The organism is Nocardioides sp. (assembly GCF_035576065.1).
Classification (GTDB): Bacteria; Actinomycetota; Actinomycetes; order Propionibacteriales; family Nocardioidaceae; genus Nocardioides.
The window spans coordinates 146897-161305 of the sequence record NZ_DATLWX010000001.1 but is presented as its reverse complement, the minus strand read 5'-3'; the positions used below and the strand labels follow the sequence as shown (position 1 = coordinate 161305).

The 14409-nt window shown below is 70.3% G+C and carries 11 protein-coding genes; 8 read left to right on the top strand and 3 right to left on the bottom strand.

Going from position 1 to position 14409, the window contains the following annotated elements; all coding sequences use genetic code 11:
- Positions 1-124: 124 nt before the first annotated feature.
- Positions 125-460 (top strand): antibiotic biosynthesis monooxygenase, encoded by a 336-nt coding sequence (locus VNJ48_RS00795; RefSeq protein WP_325598119.1) that lies wholly within the window; start codon positions 125-127, stop codon positions 458-460.
- Here the strand turns inward: VNJ48_RS00795 and VNJ48_RS00790 are convergent.
- Positions 421-777 carry a hypothetical protein gene (locus tag VNJ48_RS00790; protein ID WP_325598117.1) on the bottom strand — a complete coding sequence of 119 codons (357 nt, stop codon included), beginning with the start codon at positions 775-777 and terminating at the stop codon, positions 421-423. The genes VNJ48_RS00795 and VNJ48_RS00790 overlap by 40 nt on opposite strands.
- Before the next feature lie 147 nt (positions 778-924).
- On the opposite strand from VNJ48_RS00790, the gene VNJ48_RS00785 reads away from it, so the two are divergent.
- The 4 genes from VNJ48_RS00785 (at position 925) to VNJ48_RS00770 (ending at position 8476) form a co-directional block, all read left to right on the top strand.
- Positions 925-2781 carry an AMP-dependent synthetase/ligase gene (locus tag VNJ48_RS00785; protein WP_325598115.1) on the top strand — a complete coding sequence of 619 codons (1857 nt, stop codon included), beginning with the start codon at positions 925-927 and terminating at the stop codon, positions 2779-2781.
- The gene (locus VNJ48_RS00780) at positions 2778-3629 is read left to right on the top strand and encodes a glycerophosphodiester phosphodiesterase (RefSeq protein ID WP_325598113.1); all 852 of its coding nucleotides are present in this window, start codon (positions 2778-2780) and stop codon (positions 3627-3629) included. The genes VNJ48_RS00785 and VNJ48_RS00780 overlap by 4 nt, the downstream gene beginning before the upstream one ends.
- A 134-nt stretch (positions 3630-3763) precedes the next feature.
- Positions 3764-5911, top strand: coding sequence for an MMPL family transporter (locus VNJ48_RS00775; protein ID WP_325598111.1), 2148 nt, complete (start codon positions 3764-3766; stop codon positions 5909-5911).
- 45 nt (positions 5912-5956) lie between these two features.
- Positions 5957-8476: a bifunctional FO biosynthesis protein CofGH gene (locus tag VNJ48_RS00770; RefSeq protein WP_325598109.1), complete on the top strand. Its 2520-nt coding sequence runs from the start codon at positions 5957-5959 to the stop codon at positions 8474-8476.
- 1 nt (position 8477) lies between these two features.
- On the opposite strand, the gene VNJ48_RS00765 is transcribed toward VNJ48_RS00770, so the two are convergent.
- Both VNJ48_RS00765 and VNJ48_RS00760 read right to left on the bottom strand, forming a co-directional pair.
- Complete coding sequence (locus VNJ48_RS00765; protein WP_325598107.1) at positions 8478-9758, bottom strand: endonuclease/exonuclease/phosphatase family protein; 1281 nt, start codon at positions 9756-9758, stop codon at positions 8478-8480.
- A 74-nt stretch (positions 9759-9832) separates the two neighbouring features.
- The gene (locus VNJ48_RS00760) at positions 9833-10495 is read right to left on the bottom strand and encodes a hypothetical protein (protein ID WP_325598106.1); all 663 of its coding nucleotides are present in this window, start codon (positions 10493-10495) and stop codon (positions 9833-9835) included.
- Between the two features lie 146 nt (positions 10496-10641).
- On the opposite strand from VNJ48_RS00760, the gene VNJ48_RS00755 reads away from it, so the two are divergent.
- The 3 genes from VNJ48_RS00755 (at position 10642) to VNJ48_RS00745 (ending at position 14404) form a co-directional block, all read left to right on the top strand.
- Positions 10642-12057, top strand: a complete 1416-nt coding sequence (locus tag VNJ48_RS00755) for an FGGY family carbohydrate kinase (protein WP_325598104.1) — start codon at positions 10642-10644, stop codon at positions 12055-12057.
- On the top strand, positions 12054-13220 hold the full coding sequence (gene xylA, locus VNJ48_RS00750; protein ID WP_325598102.1) for a xylose isomerase: 1167 nt from the start codon (positions 12054-12056) through the stop codon (positions 13218-13220). The genes VNJ48_RS00755 and xylA overlap by 4 nt, the downstream gene beginning before the upstream one ends.
- 164 nt (positions 13221-13384) lie before the next feature.
- Positions 13385-14404 (top strand): ROK family protein, encoded by a 1020-nt coding sequence (locus tag VNJ48_RS00745; protein WP_325598100.1) that lies wholly within the window; start codon positions 13385-13387, stop codon positions 14402-14404.
- Positions 14405-14409: the final 5 nt, after the last annotated feature.

The window sequence follows — 14409 nt, the reverse complement described above, 5'->3', positions numbered from 1 at the left end:
GTTAGTTCGTCGCCACCAACGGATCGTGGCCTCGGGGGCGAGGTCGACGCGACACGCGAGGCGAACGTGGTGCCGAACGAGAGCGAGATCGAGCTCACGTGGTGATGACTGGCAGGCTGGGCCCATGACGACGATCAAGATCAACGCCATCACCGTCCCTGCCGGGTCCGGGGACGAGCTGGCCCACCGCTTCGCCGCCCGAGCCGGAGCGGTGGACGGCGCCGAGGGGTTCGAGGGGTTCGAGCTGCTGCGTCCCACCGACGATCGTGAGCAGTGGCTCGTGATCACCCGGTGGCGCGACGAGGAGTCCTTCCAGGCATGGGTGAGCTCCCCCGGGTTTGCCGAGGGTCACCGCTCAGCGGTCGAGCGGGCCGGCGGCGACGCGCCCCGCCCGGTCTCGACGCACAGCGAGGTGTGGAACTACGAGGTCGCGGGCGGCTCGGCCGGCTCGACCGCCTGAGACGACGGGTCCGCAGCCGGTCGCTCCCGGCGTTCGTGGAGGCGTTGCTGGGCCGCAGGGACATAGGCGAGGCACGGGGCCTCGGCCTCGGGGTGCTTCTCGACGAGGTGGAAGATCCACCGGTCCATCGCCGCCATGTAGCCGTTGTCGCCGCCGGGACGATAGACGGACCACTTGCGGTGGCCCTTGGCCCGGCAACGGGTGCAGGCGATCTTGTAGACGAACTGCTTCTGCTCGTCGAGGTCGATCGTCACCGTCGCCAGCGCGCCCGCCTCGACACCAGCCTTCCGCTCGCGCGCTGATCGGCTCGCCACCATGTCAGGTCGTCGTCTCCGTCGTGTTCCGGGGTGCTGCTCCTGGCCCGCGAGCCTACGAGATGGCTCGAGAGCACCCCTAGCCACCGCACCGCCTCGTGCACGAGGATCGGAACGCCGATCATGTTGGAACCGTCGAGGGAGCACGAGATGACCGAGGACGTCCTGGCCCACCGCACGCGGATCGAGGAGCTGGTCGGCGGGCGGACGCTGATCGACTGCCTGGCCGAGACGGCCGCGGAGTTCGCGGACCAGTCGGCATACAGCGACAAGCACGGGGAGGTCGGCGAGGACGGTTGGCGCACGCTGACCTGGAGCGGGATCCGCGAGCTGGCCCTGGACGTCGCGGCCGCGCTGGTGCAGAACGGCGTGGGGGTCGGCGACACCGTGGCGATCATGGCCTCCAACCGCATCGAGCACCTGGCCGCGGACATGGGTGCGGTGCACGCGGCCGCGACGCCGATGTCGATCTACAACACCCTCTCCCCCGACCAGGTGGCCTTCATCGCAGGAGAGTCGCAGCCCAAGGTCGTCATCCTGGAGACCAATGACCACCTGCAGCGCTGGACACAGGCCCTGGACGGGGTGGCCAAGGTCGTCGTGATCGATGCGCTGGCAACACCTGAGGGCGATGAGTACGTCGACTGGGAGACGTTCGTCGCGGACGGGAGGGACTACCGCGCCGCCCATCAGGGCGAGCTCGACGACCGGCAGCGGGCCCTCGACCCCGACGCACCCGCCACCATCCTCTACACGTCCGGCACGACAGGCAGTCCCAAGGGCGTCGTGCTGACGCACCACAACGTCATCTACGAAGCACTCTCCACCCTGGAGGCGGCCGGACTCGAGCCCGGCCTGCGCCAGGTCTCCTACCTGCCGCTCGCCCACATCGCCGAACGCGTCCTGAGCCTCTACGGACCGCAGGTCGTGGGCAGCCACTCCTACTGCATCGGTGATCCGGCCGAGCTGCTCGCCACCTTGGGGGAGATCCATCCGACGGCGTTCTTCGGCGTCCCGCGGGTGTGGGAGAAGATCAAGACCGGGATCTCGGCGAAGCTCGCCGCAGACCCCAACCCGGACAACGTGAAGATGGTCCAGGACTCCATGGCCGCCGGTCTCGCCTGGGTGCAGGCCCAGGAGGTCGGCGGCGTGATGACGCCCGAGATCGAGGCGGCATACAAGCAGGCGGACGAAGCAATTCTGGGCTTCCTCAAGCTCATCCTGGGACTCGACCAGGTCACCTGGGCCGGCTCGGCAGCCGCGCCGATGCCGCTCGAGGTCGCCAAGTTCATGGCCGGGCTCGGCCTCAAGGTGTTCGACGTCTACGGCATGACCGAGACGTGCGGAGCGGTCACCGCCAACGGCCCGAGCGGCTTCCGTCTCGGCACCGTCGGGCGTGCCACCCCGGGCATGGAGGTCAAGCTCGGGGAGGACAGCGAGGTGCTGGTCCGCGGCCCGGTGGTGACCCCCGGATACCACCGCCAGGAGCAGGCCACGCGCAACCTCATCGACGCCGACGGGTGGGTCCACACCGGGGACATCGGCACCCTGGACGAGGACGGCTTCTTCGCGATCGTCGACCGCAAGAAGGAGCTCATCATCACGAGCGCCGGCAAGAACATCGCCCCCTCCAACATCGAGAACTACCTCAAGGAGTCACCGATCGTCGGCCACGCGATGGCCATCGGCGACAACCAGGCCTACGTCGTCGCCATCCTCACCCTGGACGGGGAGGTGGCTCCGGCGGTGGCTGCGTCCATGGGCATCGAGTTCGCCGACCTGGCCGACCTCTCGCAGAAGCCGGAGATCCGAGCGATGGCCCAGGACGCCGTGGACAAGGCCAACGCACGCCTGTCGCGCCCCGAGCAGGTCAAGTCGTGGGAGCTGCTCTCGCAGGAGTGGACGGCCGAGTCCGACGAGCTCACACCGACCCTCAAGCTCAAGCGCCGCGTCGTCAACGAGAAGTACGCCGACGTCGTGACCGCCCTCTACGCCACGGACGCGTGAGGTTCGACCTCCAGGCGCACCGCGGCGGCGCCGGGCTGCACCCGGAGAACACCCTCGAGGCGTTCGCGGCTGCCCTGACGCTGGGCGTCTCCACGCTCGAGCTCGACGTGCACCTGACCAGCGAGGACGACGTCGTGGTCAGCCACGACCCGGCGCTGGCCGACGCGCGACTCATCCGGCAGCTCACCCGCAGCGACCTGCCGCCGACGATGCCGCTCCTGCGCGACGTCGCGGCGCTCCTCGACTCCCGGGGGGCGCACGACGTCCGGGTCAACCTCGAGATCAAGTACGACGCCGTGCTCGCCACTGGGTCGGCCGCCGAGCTGACCACCCGCGCCGACTTCGTGGCCGTCGCCGTCGACGCGATCCGCATCGACGGACTCGTCGAGCGCGCCAGCGTGCAGTGCTTCGACTGGGAGGTGCTCCGACTGGTGCGTGGGGTCGAGCCGGGACTCCAGCTCAATGTGCTGGCCAGCGACAAGTACCTCCAGCCCGGGATGGAGGGACGGTCCCCCTGGCTGGGCGGCCTCGACATCGACGACTTCGCCCTCGGCCTCGTCGAGGCGGCGGCGGGCGAGGGCTTCGACGCACTGTCCCCGATCCACGGCAGTCCGTTCCGCAGCGGCGTGGACAACCCGGCCTACGTCCCGTTCGTCACCGCCGATCTCGTCGACGAGGCCCACGCGGCAGGACTCGCGGTCATCCCGTACGTCGTCGACGGCCCGCCGACGATGGCAGCCCTGCTGGGGCTCGGTGTCGACGGACTGATCACCAACCACCCCGACCGGTTGCGAGCCGTCCTGGAGCAACACGGCCTGCCCCTGCCGATGTCCTATCCGCCGCGATGAGGTGGTGGGTGCGACGTGGCGGGCTGGGCATCGACACGCTCGTCCTGCCCGTCACCTGACCCGGGACGACCCTGACTAGACCTCAGGGGTTATCCCGATGCGCGGTGTCGGTGCGATCCGCTTCACTTGTGCCCATGAACCGTCAACTCGCCGGCACGCTGACCGGGCGCGCCACCAAATGGGTCGTCCTCGTCACCTGGCTGCTGCTGGGCGTGGGATCCGCCTTCTTCGCCTCCAAGCTCGCCGACGTCCAGAACAACGAGGCGTCCTCGTGGCTGCCGCAGTCCGCCGAGTCCACGCGAGCCTTCGAGAAGCTCGAGCCGTTCCAGGACCCCAACGCCATCCCCACCACCATCGTCTATGAGCGCGACGGCGGCCTGACCGACGAGGATCTCGCGGCCATCGAGGAGCACGCGAAGGAGTTCGCCGGGATCGAGGGCGTCGCGGTGGCGAAGGAGGGGCGACCGCCGTCGGTGATCAGCCCCGCCCTGGCTGAGCAGGTGGGGTTCCCCGCCATCTCCGACAACGGGGAGGTCGCGCAGACGACGGTGACCTTCGACCTCGGCTCGGAGGGCTGGAACAAGATGCCCGGCATCGCCGACGAGCTGCGTGACATCGCCGACCTCGACGGCGGCGACGTCTACATCGCCGGCGTGGGCGGGTCAGCCGCTGACTCGGCCGAGGCGTTCGGCGGCATCGACACCACGCTGCTCGCGGCCACGCTCGGCATCGTCATCCTCATCCTGCTGTTCACCTACCGCAGCCCCATCTTGTGGATCCTGCCGATCTTCAGTGCGATCGTGGCCCTGTTCGTCTCCCAGGCCCTCATCTACTTCCTGGCGAAGTACGCCGACCTCACCGTCAACGGCCAGTCCTATGCCATCTTGACGATCCTGGTGATCGGCGCCGGCACCGACTACGCCCTGCTGCTCGTCGCGCGCTACCGCGAGGAGCTCCGCCGCCACGAGGACCGGCACGAGGCGATGGCGTTCGCCCTCCACCGAGCCGCCCCGGCGCTCTTCGCCAGTGCGGCGACCGTGGCGCTCGGGATGCTGTGCCTGCTCTTCGCCGAGATGAACTCGACCGCCGGCCTGGGTCCGGTGGCGGCCATCGGCATCGCGGTGACGTTCCTCGTCATGATCACGCTGCTCCCCGCGCTGCTCGTCATCACCGGCCGGTGGATCTTCTGGCCCCGACGCCCAGGCTTCCGGTCGCCCGAGCCCACCGAGAACGGGATGTGGGCCAAGGTGGGTCGCTGGATCGTGCCGCGGCCGCGTCAGGTCTGGGTCGTCACCTCGATCCTGCTCGCCATCGCGTGCCTCGGACTCCTCCGTCTCGACACCAACGGACTGGCGACGGAGGACTCCTACACCAAGGAGTTCCAGTCGATCACCGGCCAGAAGGCATTGGTCGACGCGGGCCTGATCGACCAGTCCAACACGGTGATGGTGGTGGCCAACGCCGGCAGCGAGGACGCCGTGACCGAGGCCCTGACCGGCCTCGACAACGTCCAGCCGCCCAAGCCCGCCGTCACCCAGGGAGACGTCACCTTCGTCGAGGCGGCGATCGGGTCCGATCCTGCGTCGCCGGCGGCGTTCGAGACCGTCGAGAGCGTGCGCGACGCGGTGCATGCAGTGGACGGCGCGGATGCCCTCGTCGGCGGCAACTCTGCGTTCTACCTCGACACGAAGGACGCCGCCAACCGCGACAACCTGGTGATCATCCCGATCATCCTGCTGGTGGTGTTCCTGATCCTGATGGCCCTCCTGCGGTCGGTGCTGGCACCGGTGATCCTGATCGCGACCGTCGTGCTGTCCTTCGGCGCCGCCCTCGGCATCTCGGCGCTGCTCTTCGACTACGTCTTCGGCTTCGAGGGCTCGGATCCAGGCTTCCCGCTGTTCTCCTTCGTGTTCCTGGTGGCCCTCGGCATCGACTACAACATCTTCCTGATGACGCGCGTGCGCGAAGAGACGATGCACCACGGCACGAGGAAGGGGGCGCTGGTCGCGCTGACCTCGACCGGGGGCGTGATCACCTCGGCCGGTCTCGTGCTCGCCGCGACCTTCCTCGTGCTGGGCACCATCCCCGTCGTCTTCCTGGCACAGCTCGGCGTGGCCGTCGCCCTGGGCGTCATCCTCGACACGATGATCGTCCGCTCGGTGCTCGTCACCGCGATCAACATGGATCTCGGCGGCAAGATCTGGTGGCCGAGCAAGATCGACAGCGACGACAGCCCACTGACGGTCGCCGAGGCCGAGGAGCGGCTCGAGACCGTTCACTGACCTGGGGTCACAGCACGGCACCGCCGTGCTGTGACAATGGCCTACATGGAGGTCACCGCCACCCAGGTCCGTCGGGCGCTCGCGCGTGCCGAGCGGGGCGCCGCCCTCGACGTCGAGGAGGCCGGCGTCCTGCTCGCCGCGCGCGACGAGCAGCTGGAACGCTTGTGCGCGGTCGCCGCCCGCGTGCGCGACGCCGGGCTGGTCGCGGCCGGCCGGCCGGGGGTCGTCACCTACTCCCCCAAGGTCTTCATCCCCATCACCCGGCTCTGCCGCGACCGCTGCCACTACTGCACCTTCGTCACCGTGCCGGGCAAGCTGGCTGCGCCCTACCTGTCGCCCGACGAGATCCTCACCATCGCCCGCGAGGGCGCGGAGCTGGGCTGCCTGGAGGCGCTCTTCACGCTGGGCGATCGCCCCGAGGAGCGCTGGCCCGAGGCCCGGGTGTGGTTGGACGAGCAGGGCTACGACTCGACCCTGGACTACGTCCGCGCCATGGCCATCCGGGTGCTCGAGGAGACCGGCCTGCTGCCTCACCTCAACCCCGGCGTCATGTCCTGGGAGGAGATGACGCGGCTCAAGCCGGTCGCACCGTCGATGGGGATGATGCTCGAGACGACGTCGGAGCGGCTGCACACCACCCGCGGCGAAGCGCACTACGGCTCACCCGACAAGGACCCGGCCGTCCGCTCGCGCGTCCTCGAGGACGCCGGTCGGCTCTCGATCCCCTTCACGACCGGGCTGCTGGTCGGGATCGGCGAGACGCTCACCGAGCGCGCCGAGACGATCTTCGAGCTCCGCCGCATCTCCCGCCTCTACGGGTCGATCCAGGAGGTGATCGTCCAGAACTTCAGGGCGAAGCCGGACACGGCCATGCGTCACGCGGGCGACCTCGGGCTCGCGGAGTTCCGGGCCGCCATCGCCGTCACCCGGATCGTGCTGGGCCCGACGGCGCGGGTCCAGGCCCCGCCCAACCTCGTGGACACGACCGAGTGCCGCTCGCTGCTCGATGCCGGCATCGACGACTGGGGTGGCGTCTCGCCGCTGACCCCCGACCACGTCAACCCCGAGCGTCCCTGGCCCTCGCTCGAGCGGCTGCGCGCCTTGACCGCGGAGGCGGGCTTCCAGCTCGCCCCCCGCCTGACGGTCCACCCGCACTACGTCCGGCAGCGCACCCCTTGGCTCGATCCGCGACTCGACGCCCACCTCGACGCGCTCGCGCTCCCCGACGGGCTCGCGCGCATCGGCGTACGCCCCGTCGGACTGCCGTGGCAGGAGCCCGACGGCGGCCTCGACGGGTCCGGGCGCACGGACCTGCACAGCACCATCGACTCGACCGGCCGCACCTCGGACCGGCGAGATGACTTCGACAGGGTGTACGGCGACTGGGCCGCGATCGCCGACGCCGCCACCGGGATGGCCGTCGGTACCAGCGCCGGCTCCGAGGGGTACGCCGCACTCCGGGCCGCCGAGGCCGACCCGAGCGCTCTCACCGACGACCAGGCCCTGGCGCTGATGTCCGCCGAGGGCGAGCTCCTGGAGGAGGTCTGCCGGCTGGCCGACGACTTGCGTCGCGAGACGGTCGGCGACGAGGTCACCTACGTCGTCAACCGCAACATCAACTTCACCAACATCTGTTACGTCGGCTGCCGCTTCTGTGCGTTCGCGCAGCGCAAGACCGACGCCGACGCCTTCTCCCTCTCCCTCGAGCAGGTCGCCGACCGGGCCGAGGAAGCCTGGGAGCTCGGGGCCACCGAGGTCTGCATGCAGGGCGGCATCGACCCGGAGCTCCCGGCGTCGGCCTACTTCGACCTGGTGTCGGCCGTGAAGCAACGCGTGCCCCAGATGCACGTGCATGCCTTCAGCCCGATGGAGATCGTCAGCGGCGCCGCCCGCACCGGACTGTCGATCGAGGACTTCCTGATCAAGGCGCGCGAAGCCGGGCTCGACACCATCCCGGGCACCGCAGCGGAGATCCTGGACGACGAGGTCCGCTGGGTCCTCACCAAGGGCAAGCTGCCGGCGAAGACGTGGATCGAGGTGGTCACCACCGCTCACCGCGTCGGGCTCCGTTCGAGCTCGACGATGATGTACGGCCACGTCGACAACCCTCGCCACTGGGTGCAGCACCTGCGCGTCCTGCGGCAGATCCAGTCCGAGACCGGCGGCTTCACCGAGTTCGTGCCCCTGCCCTTCGTGCACATCAGCTCACCGATCTACCTCGCGGGGGTCGCCCGGCCGGGTCCGACGCTGCGGGACAACCTGGCGGTCCATGCGATGGGCCGGATCATGCTGCACGGCTCGAAGAATTCCGGCGGCATCCCCAACATCCAGACGAGCTGGGTCAAGCTGGGGGTCGACGGGACGCGCGCCATGCTGCAGGCCGGGGCCAACGACGTCGGCGGGACGCTGATGGAGGAGACGATCTCCCGCATGGCGGGCAGCGAGCACGGCTCGGCGAAGACCGTCGCCGAGCTGGTCGAGATCGGTGCCGGCATCGGTCGGCCGATGGTGGAGCGGACGACGGTGTACGCCCGCCCCACCGTCAAGCCTGCGCGGCTCGACTAGCTCAGTAGGCCACGTCCACCCAGACCTGGCGGTGGTCCGAGGCCGGCACGAACGGGAAGTCGCCGGTGAGGTAGAAGAACTCGTCGGCCGGCGCACCGGTCACCGGATTGGGACCCTTGGGCCAGAAGATGCCGGACCCGACGATGTCCAGCTTCTTGGACGGGAGGACGTAGTCGGCTCGAAGGTTGCCCGGGCCACAACAGATCCGGTCGTCGAAGTCGGCCGTGTCGAAGGCGGGGTCGGACTTGTGCGTGAGGTTCTTCTGCCCCTGCTTGGCCGCCGCCCAGGTGCCACCGTCCGACGACGGCGCAGACGTTGCGTTCACTCGCTTGTGGTCGAGCAGCTGTTGGGCGGACCCGGCGATCGAGTCGCCGTCTAGGGGGTCGGAGTTGAGGTCCCCGGCGATCACGAACTCCTCCGACGGCGCGAGGCCGCCGCGCACGCCTGAGTCGTCGTAGATGTATGCCGAGCGGCGCGGGTTGCGGTCGATGTAGTCGGCCCAGAAGCGGATCTCGTCGTGGTTGCGGGTGCCGTTGCGGTCCTCGGGGCCGTCGAAGACCGGCGGGGTCGGGTGCGAGACCAGGAAGTGCACGGCCTTCTTCCCGATGATGATCGGGAGGTCCCAGTGCGACTTCGATGAGAGGGGAAACTTCGCGAGCTCAGCGGGGGAATACCAGTCGGCCGGCGCAGCAGTCGCCGGGTCGTCGGGGAGCAGGGCACCCGGCATGTCGGCCCACTTGAAGTCCCGGAAGGTGCGGACGGAGTCGGTGTCGATCGGGTACTTCGAGTAGACCACCATGCCGAACTGGCCGACGAACTCGCCGTACCCCCACGAGTCGTTGCCGTAGTCGCGCGCTGAGGGCCCGCCCAGACGACCATCGTTGTTCAGGTCGAAGGTGCTGAAGACGCCGGTGTTGGACGGCGCGATGTACGCGTAGGGATAGTCGATCGGCTCGGAGCCGTGGTGCGAGACCTCGAGGTAGTTGTCGCGGAAGAGGTCGACTGCCGCCGGCGCATAGTCGAACTCGTTGATGAGGAGCACGTCGGGGCGCACCCGCTGGATGGTCTCGGCGACGTTCTGCGCCTGGACGTTGTCCGGTGTCGACAGGTCGCGCACGAGCTGGCCGGCAGTGAGGCGGTTGAGTGATGCGTTGAAGGTCGAGAATCGGACCGTCTGGTCCTTGTCAGGACTGGCCTGTGCGACGGGCGTCAGCGTCAGTGGCGCCAGGGCCAGCGGCGCGAGGGCCAGCAGTGAGGCGGCGAGCAGGGATGGGCGCAACATGGTGTGAACCTCCGAGTTGGTCGAGCGGAACGCGCCGAGCGTAGGCCCTCGACGTGACCGTCGGATGAACGCGCTCAGACCAGACCGAGCTTGCCGCACCTTTTCGCCGTGTCGCCTGAGCACAGCTCCTCCAGCGTCAAGGCACCCGCTGCCACGACGACCGAGGTCAGGTCCTGGACGTTGACCTCGACCGGCTCGTAGAGCCAGGAGGGCACTCCCTCGGTGTCGACCGATCCGCCGACCGGCTCGTCGACGAGCTCGCCCACCGCGACCTCGGCTGCCTTGGCGCTGATCTGCGCCGCTGGGACGAAGGTGAAGGACGTGCGGTCGCGGAGGATGACCTCGCGCGCCGCCTCGAGGTCGCTGTCGGCCCCCTCGGCCGGCTCGACCGGCTCCGTCAGGCCGACGAACCAGTCGGACCCCGGGACCAGTGTGCCGATGGCGAGGACCGGCACCTCTTCGACCCGCTGGACCAGCGACTCGGCGAGCTCCGGATCGACGGCTTCGAGGATCACGACGTCGGCACTCGCCGCGAGCGCCTGGTCGAGCTGGTCGGACTGCGTGTCGGCGTCACTCCCGGCGTCGTAGACCGACACCGTGCAGCCGTCGCAGATCTCCTCGACCCGGGACTCCAGCGCGTCCAGGTCCAGAGGCCGCTGGAGCGCAGCACTCTCGTCGGCGACCAGGACGGCGATCACGGTGGGGTTCAACGAGGTGCACCCGCTCAACATGCTCACCAGGAGCAGGCTGCAGGCAAGGAGAGCGCTTCGCATGACGACGTCATGGTCTCACTCGTCCGTTGGACACGACCACAGGACGTGCGCAGTCCACGAGATGGGCGCTGGACATTGACTTTAGTTCGAGTCGCGTACTTAATAGGTACGTGACCCTCGTGCTCGGCATCGACTCCTCGACGCAGTCGACCAAAGCGGTGCTCGTCGACGCCGATGACGGCACCGTCGTCGAGCAACGGACTGCCCCGCATCCCCCGGGGACCGAGGTCGACCCTCGCGCGTGGCTGACCGCCGTGGACGCTGCGACCGACGGTCTGCTCCAGCGGGCGGACGCGATCTCGGTTGCGGGCCAGCAGCACGGAATGGTCGCGCTCGGCAGCTCGGGCGCCCCGGTCCGCGACGCCCTGCTGTGGAACGACACCCGCTCCGCCCCGGCCGCACGCGACCTCGTGGCGGAGATGGGGGGCGCGCAGGCGTGCGCCGACGCTGTCGGGAGCGTCCTCGTCGCCTCGTTCACCGCCACCAAGCTCAGGTGGCTCCGCGACCACGAGCCCGCCCTGGCCGCCGAGGTCGTCGAGGTGCTGCTCCCCCACGACTTCGTTTCCCGCCACCTGTGCGCACCCGGCACCCCGGCCTTCACCGACCGGGGCGACGCGTCCGGCACCGGCTACTTCGACACCAGGGCCGGCGTCTGGCGTCCCGACCTCGCCGAGAACGCCCTGGGCAGGGCGGTCGGACTCCCCCGGCTGGTCGCGCCGGGAGAAGTCGCCGGAGAGACACCAGACGGCCGGGTCGTCGCCGGCGGCACCGGGGACAACATGGGGGCCGCACTCGGGATGGCACTCGGGCCGGGTGACTTCCTCATCTCGGTCGGCACCTCGGGCGTCGCATCGGGCATCAGTACGTCCGCGGTCGCCGACGGCACCGGCACGGTCACCGGCTTCGCCGACGCAGCCCACGGGTTCCTTCCGCTCATCGCCACCATGAACGCCGCCGGCATCCTCGACCTCCAGGCGCGGTGGCTCGGGGTGGACCACGACGGGCTGGCCACCCTGGCGCTGGAGTCCCGGGCCGGCGCGGGTGGCGTCACCGTGCTGCCCTACTACGGCGGTGAGCGCACCCCGAACCGTCCCGACGCCGTCGGGACCTGGACCGGACTGACGCCCGCCACCACCCGTGCCGACCTGGCGCGCGCGGCGTACGAAGCGCTGCTGTGCTCGCTCGCGGACGCCGTCGACCGCCTGGTCGCGGAGACCGGTGCGGAGCCGCGTCGGCTCTTCCTGGTCGGCGGGGCCACCCGCAGTCCCGCCCTGCGTGCGCTCGCACCAGCCGTCCTCGGGCGCGCCGTCACGCTGCCCCCGGCCGGCGAGTACGTCGCTCTCGGCGCCGCCAGACAGGCTGCTTGGGCACTGTCGGGTGCCAGCGAACCGCCGGCTTGGCCGCTGCGCGACACGCAGGTCCTCCGGTCCGACCCCACCCCCCACGTCCGCGAGGTCTACGCCGACCTCGCCGCGCGCACCGCCCCCTGGACAACGTCTGCAACCCACACGGAAGGCATCACATGAGCATCAACGTCCCCGCCCCGACCCCCGAGGACAAGTTCTCCTTCGGCCTCTGGACCGTGGGCTGGCAGGGCCGTGACCCCTTCGGCGAGGCGACCCGGCCCGAGATGGACACCGTCTACGCCCTGGAGAAGCTCGCAGCGCTCGGGGCGTACGGCGTCAACTTCCACGACGACGACGTGATCCCGTTCGGCAGCGACGACGCGACGCGCGACGCGATCATCCAGCGCTTCAGGAAGGGCCTCGAGGACACCGGTCTCGCCGTCACCACCGCGACCACCAACCTGTTCACCCACCCGGTCTTCAAGTCCGGGGCCTTCACCAACAACGACCGCGACATTCGTCGGTTCGCGCTGCGCAAGGTGATGCGCAACATCGACCTGGCCGCCGAGCTCGGTGCCAAGGTGTACGTCGCCTGGGGCGGTCGGGAAGGTGCGGAGTACGGCGCCTCGCAGGACACCCGGGTCGCCCTCGATCGGATGAAGGAGGCCTTCGACCTCCTCGGGGACTACGTCACCGAGCAGGGCTACGACCTGCGCTTCGCGATCGAGCCCAAGCCGAACGAGCCGCGTGGCGACATCCTGCTGCCCACCGTCGGTCACGCCCTGGCCTTCATCGAGCGCCTGGAGCGTCCCGAGCTGGTCGGGGTCAACCCCGAGGTTGGCCACGAGGAGATGGCCGGCATGAACGCCGCCGCCGGGTTCGCCCAGGCGTTGTGGCAGGGCAAGCTCTTCCACATCGACCTCAACGGCCAGAACGGCCCCAAGTTCGACCAGGACCTGCGCTTCGGCGCCGGGAACGTCCGCGGCGCCTTCTGGGTGGTGGACGCCCTGCTGGCCGGTGGCTACGACGGCCCGGTCCACTTCGACTACAAGCCCGCCCGCACCGAGGACGACGACGGCGTCTGGGTGAGCGCCGAAGCCAACATGCGCAACTACCTGATCCTGCGCGAGAAGGTGAAGGCGTTCCGCGCCGATCCGGAGGTGCAGGCCGCGCTGGACGCGGCCAAGGTGCCGGAGCTGAGCACCCCCACGCTCGCCGACGGTGAGGGCTGGCAGCAGCTGCTCGAGGCCGACCTGCCGGACCCCGACGCCCTGGCGGTTCGCGGCGGCGGGTTCGAGCTCGTCGACCAGCTGGCCCTCGAGCACCTGTACGGCGTCCGCTGACCACCCGCCGGCCGCCGACGTCTCCGCGGGCGACCATCGGCACCGAGAGCCTGAGGCGGCACACCACGGCCTCGGTCCTCGGGGCGCTGCGCCGTCTCGGGTCGGCCACTCGAGCCGAGCTGGCCAAGGACACCGGACTCGCGAAGGCCACGGTCGGCGCGATCGTGGCCGACCTCGAGTCCGCCGGCGCGGTGGCGGAGCAGGGGTCACGCCCCGGTGCGCGTGGGCGTCCGGGGCGACCCGTGGCGCTGCGCGGCGAGCGCTTCGTGGGGCTCGGCCTCGAGCTCAACGTCGACTACGCCTCCGTGGTCGTGCTGGACCTCGCCGGACAGGTGCGGTTCAGCGAGAGCCGTCCGGCCGGGGCTGAGGCTGACCTGCTCGCGCTGGCCCGCAGGGCCCAGGAGCAGCACGTCGGGCCCGGGCGCACGCTGGTGGGTGCCACGGTCGCCGTACCAGCCCTGGTGCGAGCCGACAACCGCACGGTCGCGTGGGCGCCCAACCTCGACGTCGCGGGGCCCGGTCTGGCGGATGCCCTCGCCCCGCTCGTGCCGGGGGGCGAGGTGCGTGTGAGCAACGACGCCAACTGCGCGGCGTATGCCGAGTCCCACCACGGCGCGGCCCGCGGCGCGGCCCATGCCCTCTACCTGACCGGCACCGTCGGCATCGGTGCCGGGATCGTCCAGGACGGGGAGCTCGTCCGCGGGGGGGCTGGCTTCGCCGGCGAGGTGGGACACATGCCGGTGGGCGACCCCGCTGCCACCTGCGGCTGCGGACGCCGGGGTTGCTGGGAGGCGTCGATCGGCCTGCACGCGATGCTGACCGCCGTGGGCATGCCGGAGCTCGAGACGCCCGTACGCACGGCGGAGGCCGTCGCCGACCGCGCCCGCACCGACCCGGCCGTCAGGCGTGCTCTCGAGGGAGTCGGGCACGACGTCGGGCTGGGCATCGCGATGCTCAGCAGCGTCCTCGACCCGGAGGTCGTCGTGCTGGGCGGCTACTTCGTGCCGCTGGGCGATCTCGTGCTCGAGCCGGCCCGACGCACGCTGGACGCGCGACTGGCCTCCGAGGTGCAGGTGCGCCCGGACCTGCGGCTCAGCACCCTCGGCATCCAGGCCGCGGCCCTCGGCGCCGCCGAGCAGTCGCTCGACCCCGTCTTCTCGGGGCAGCGCGACCTGACGGCGTGAGAGTC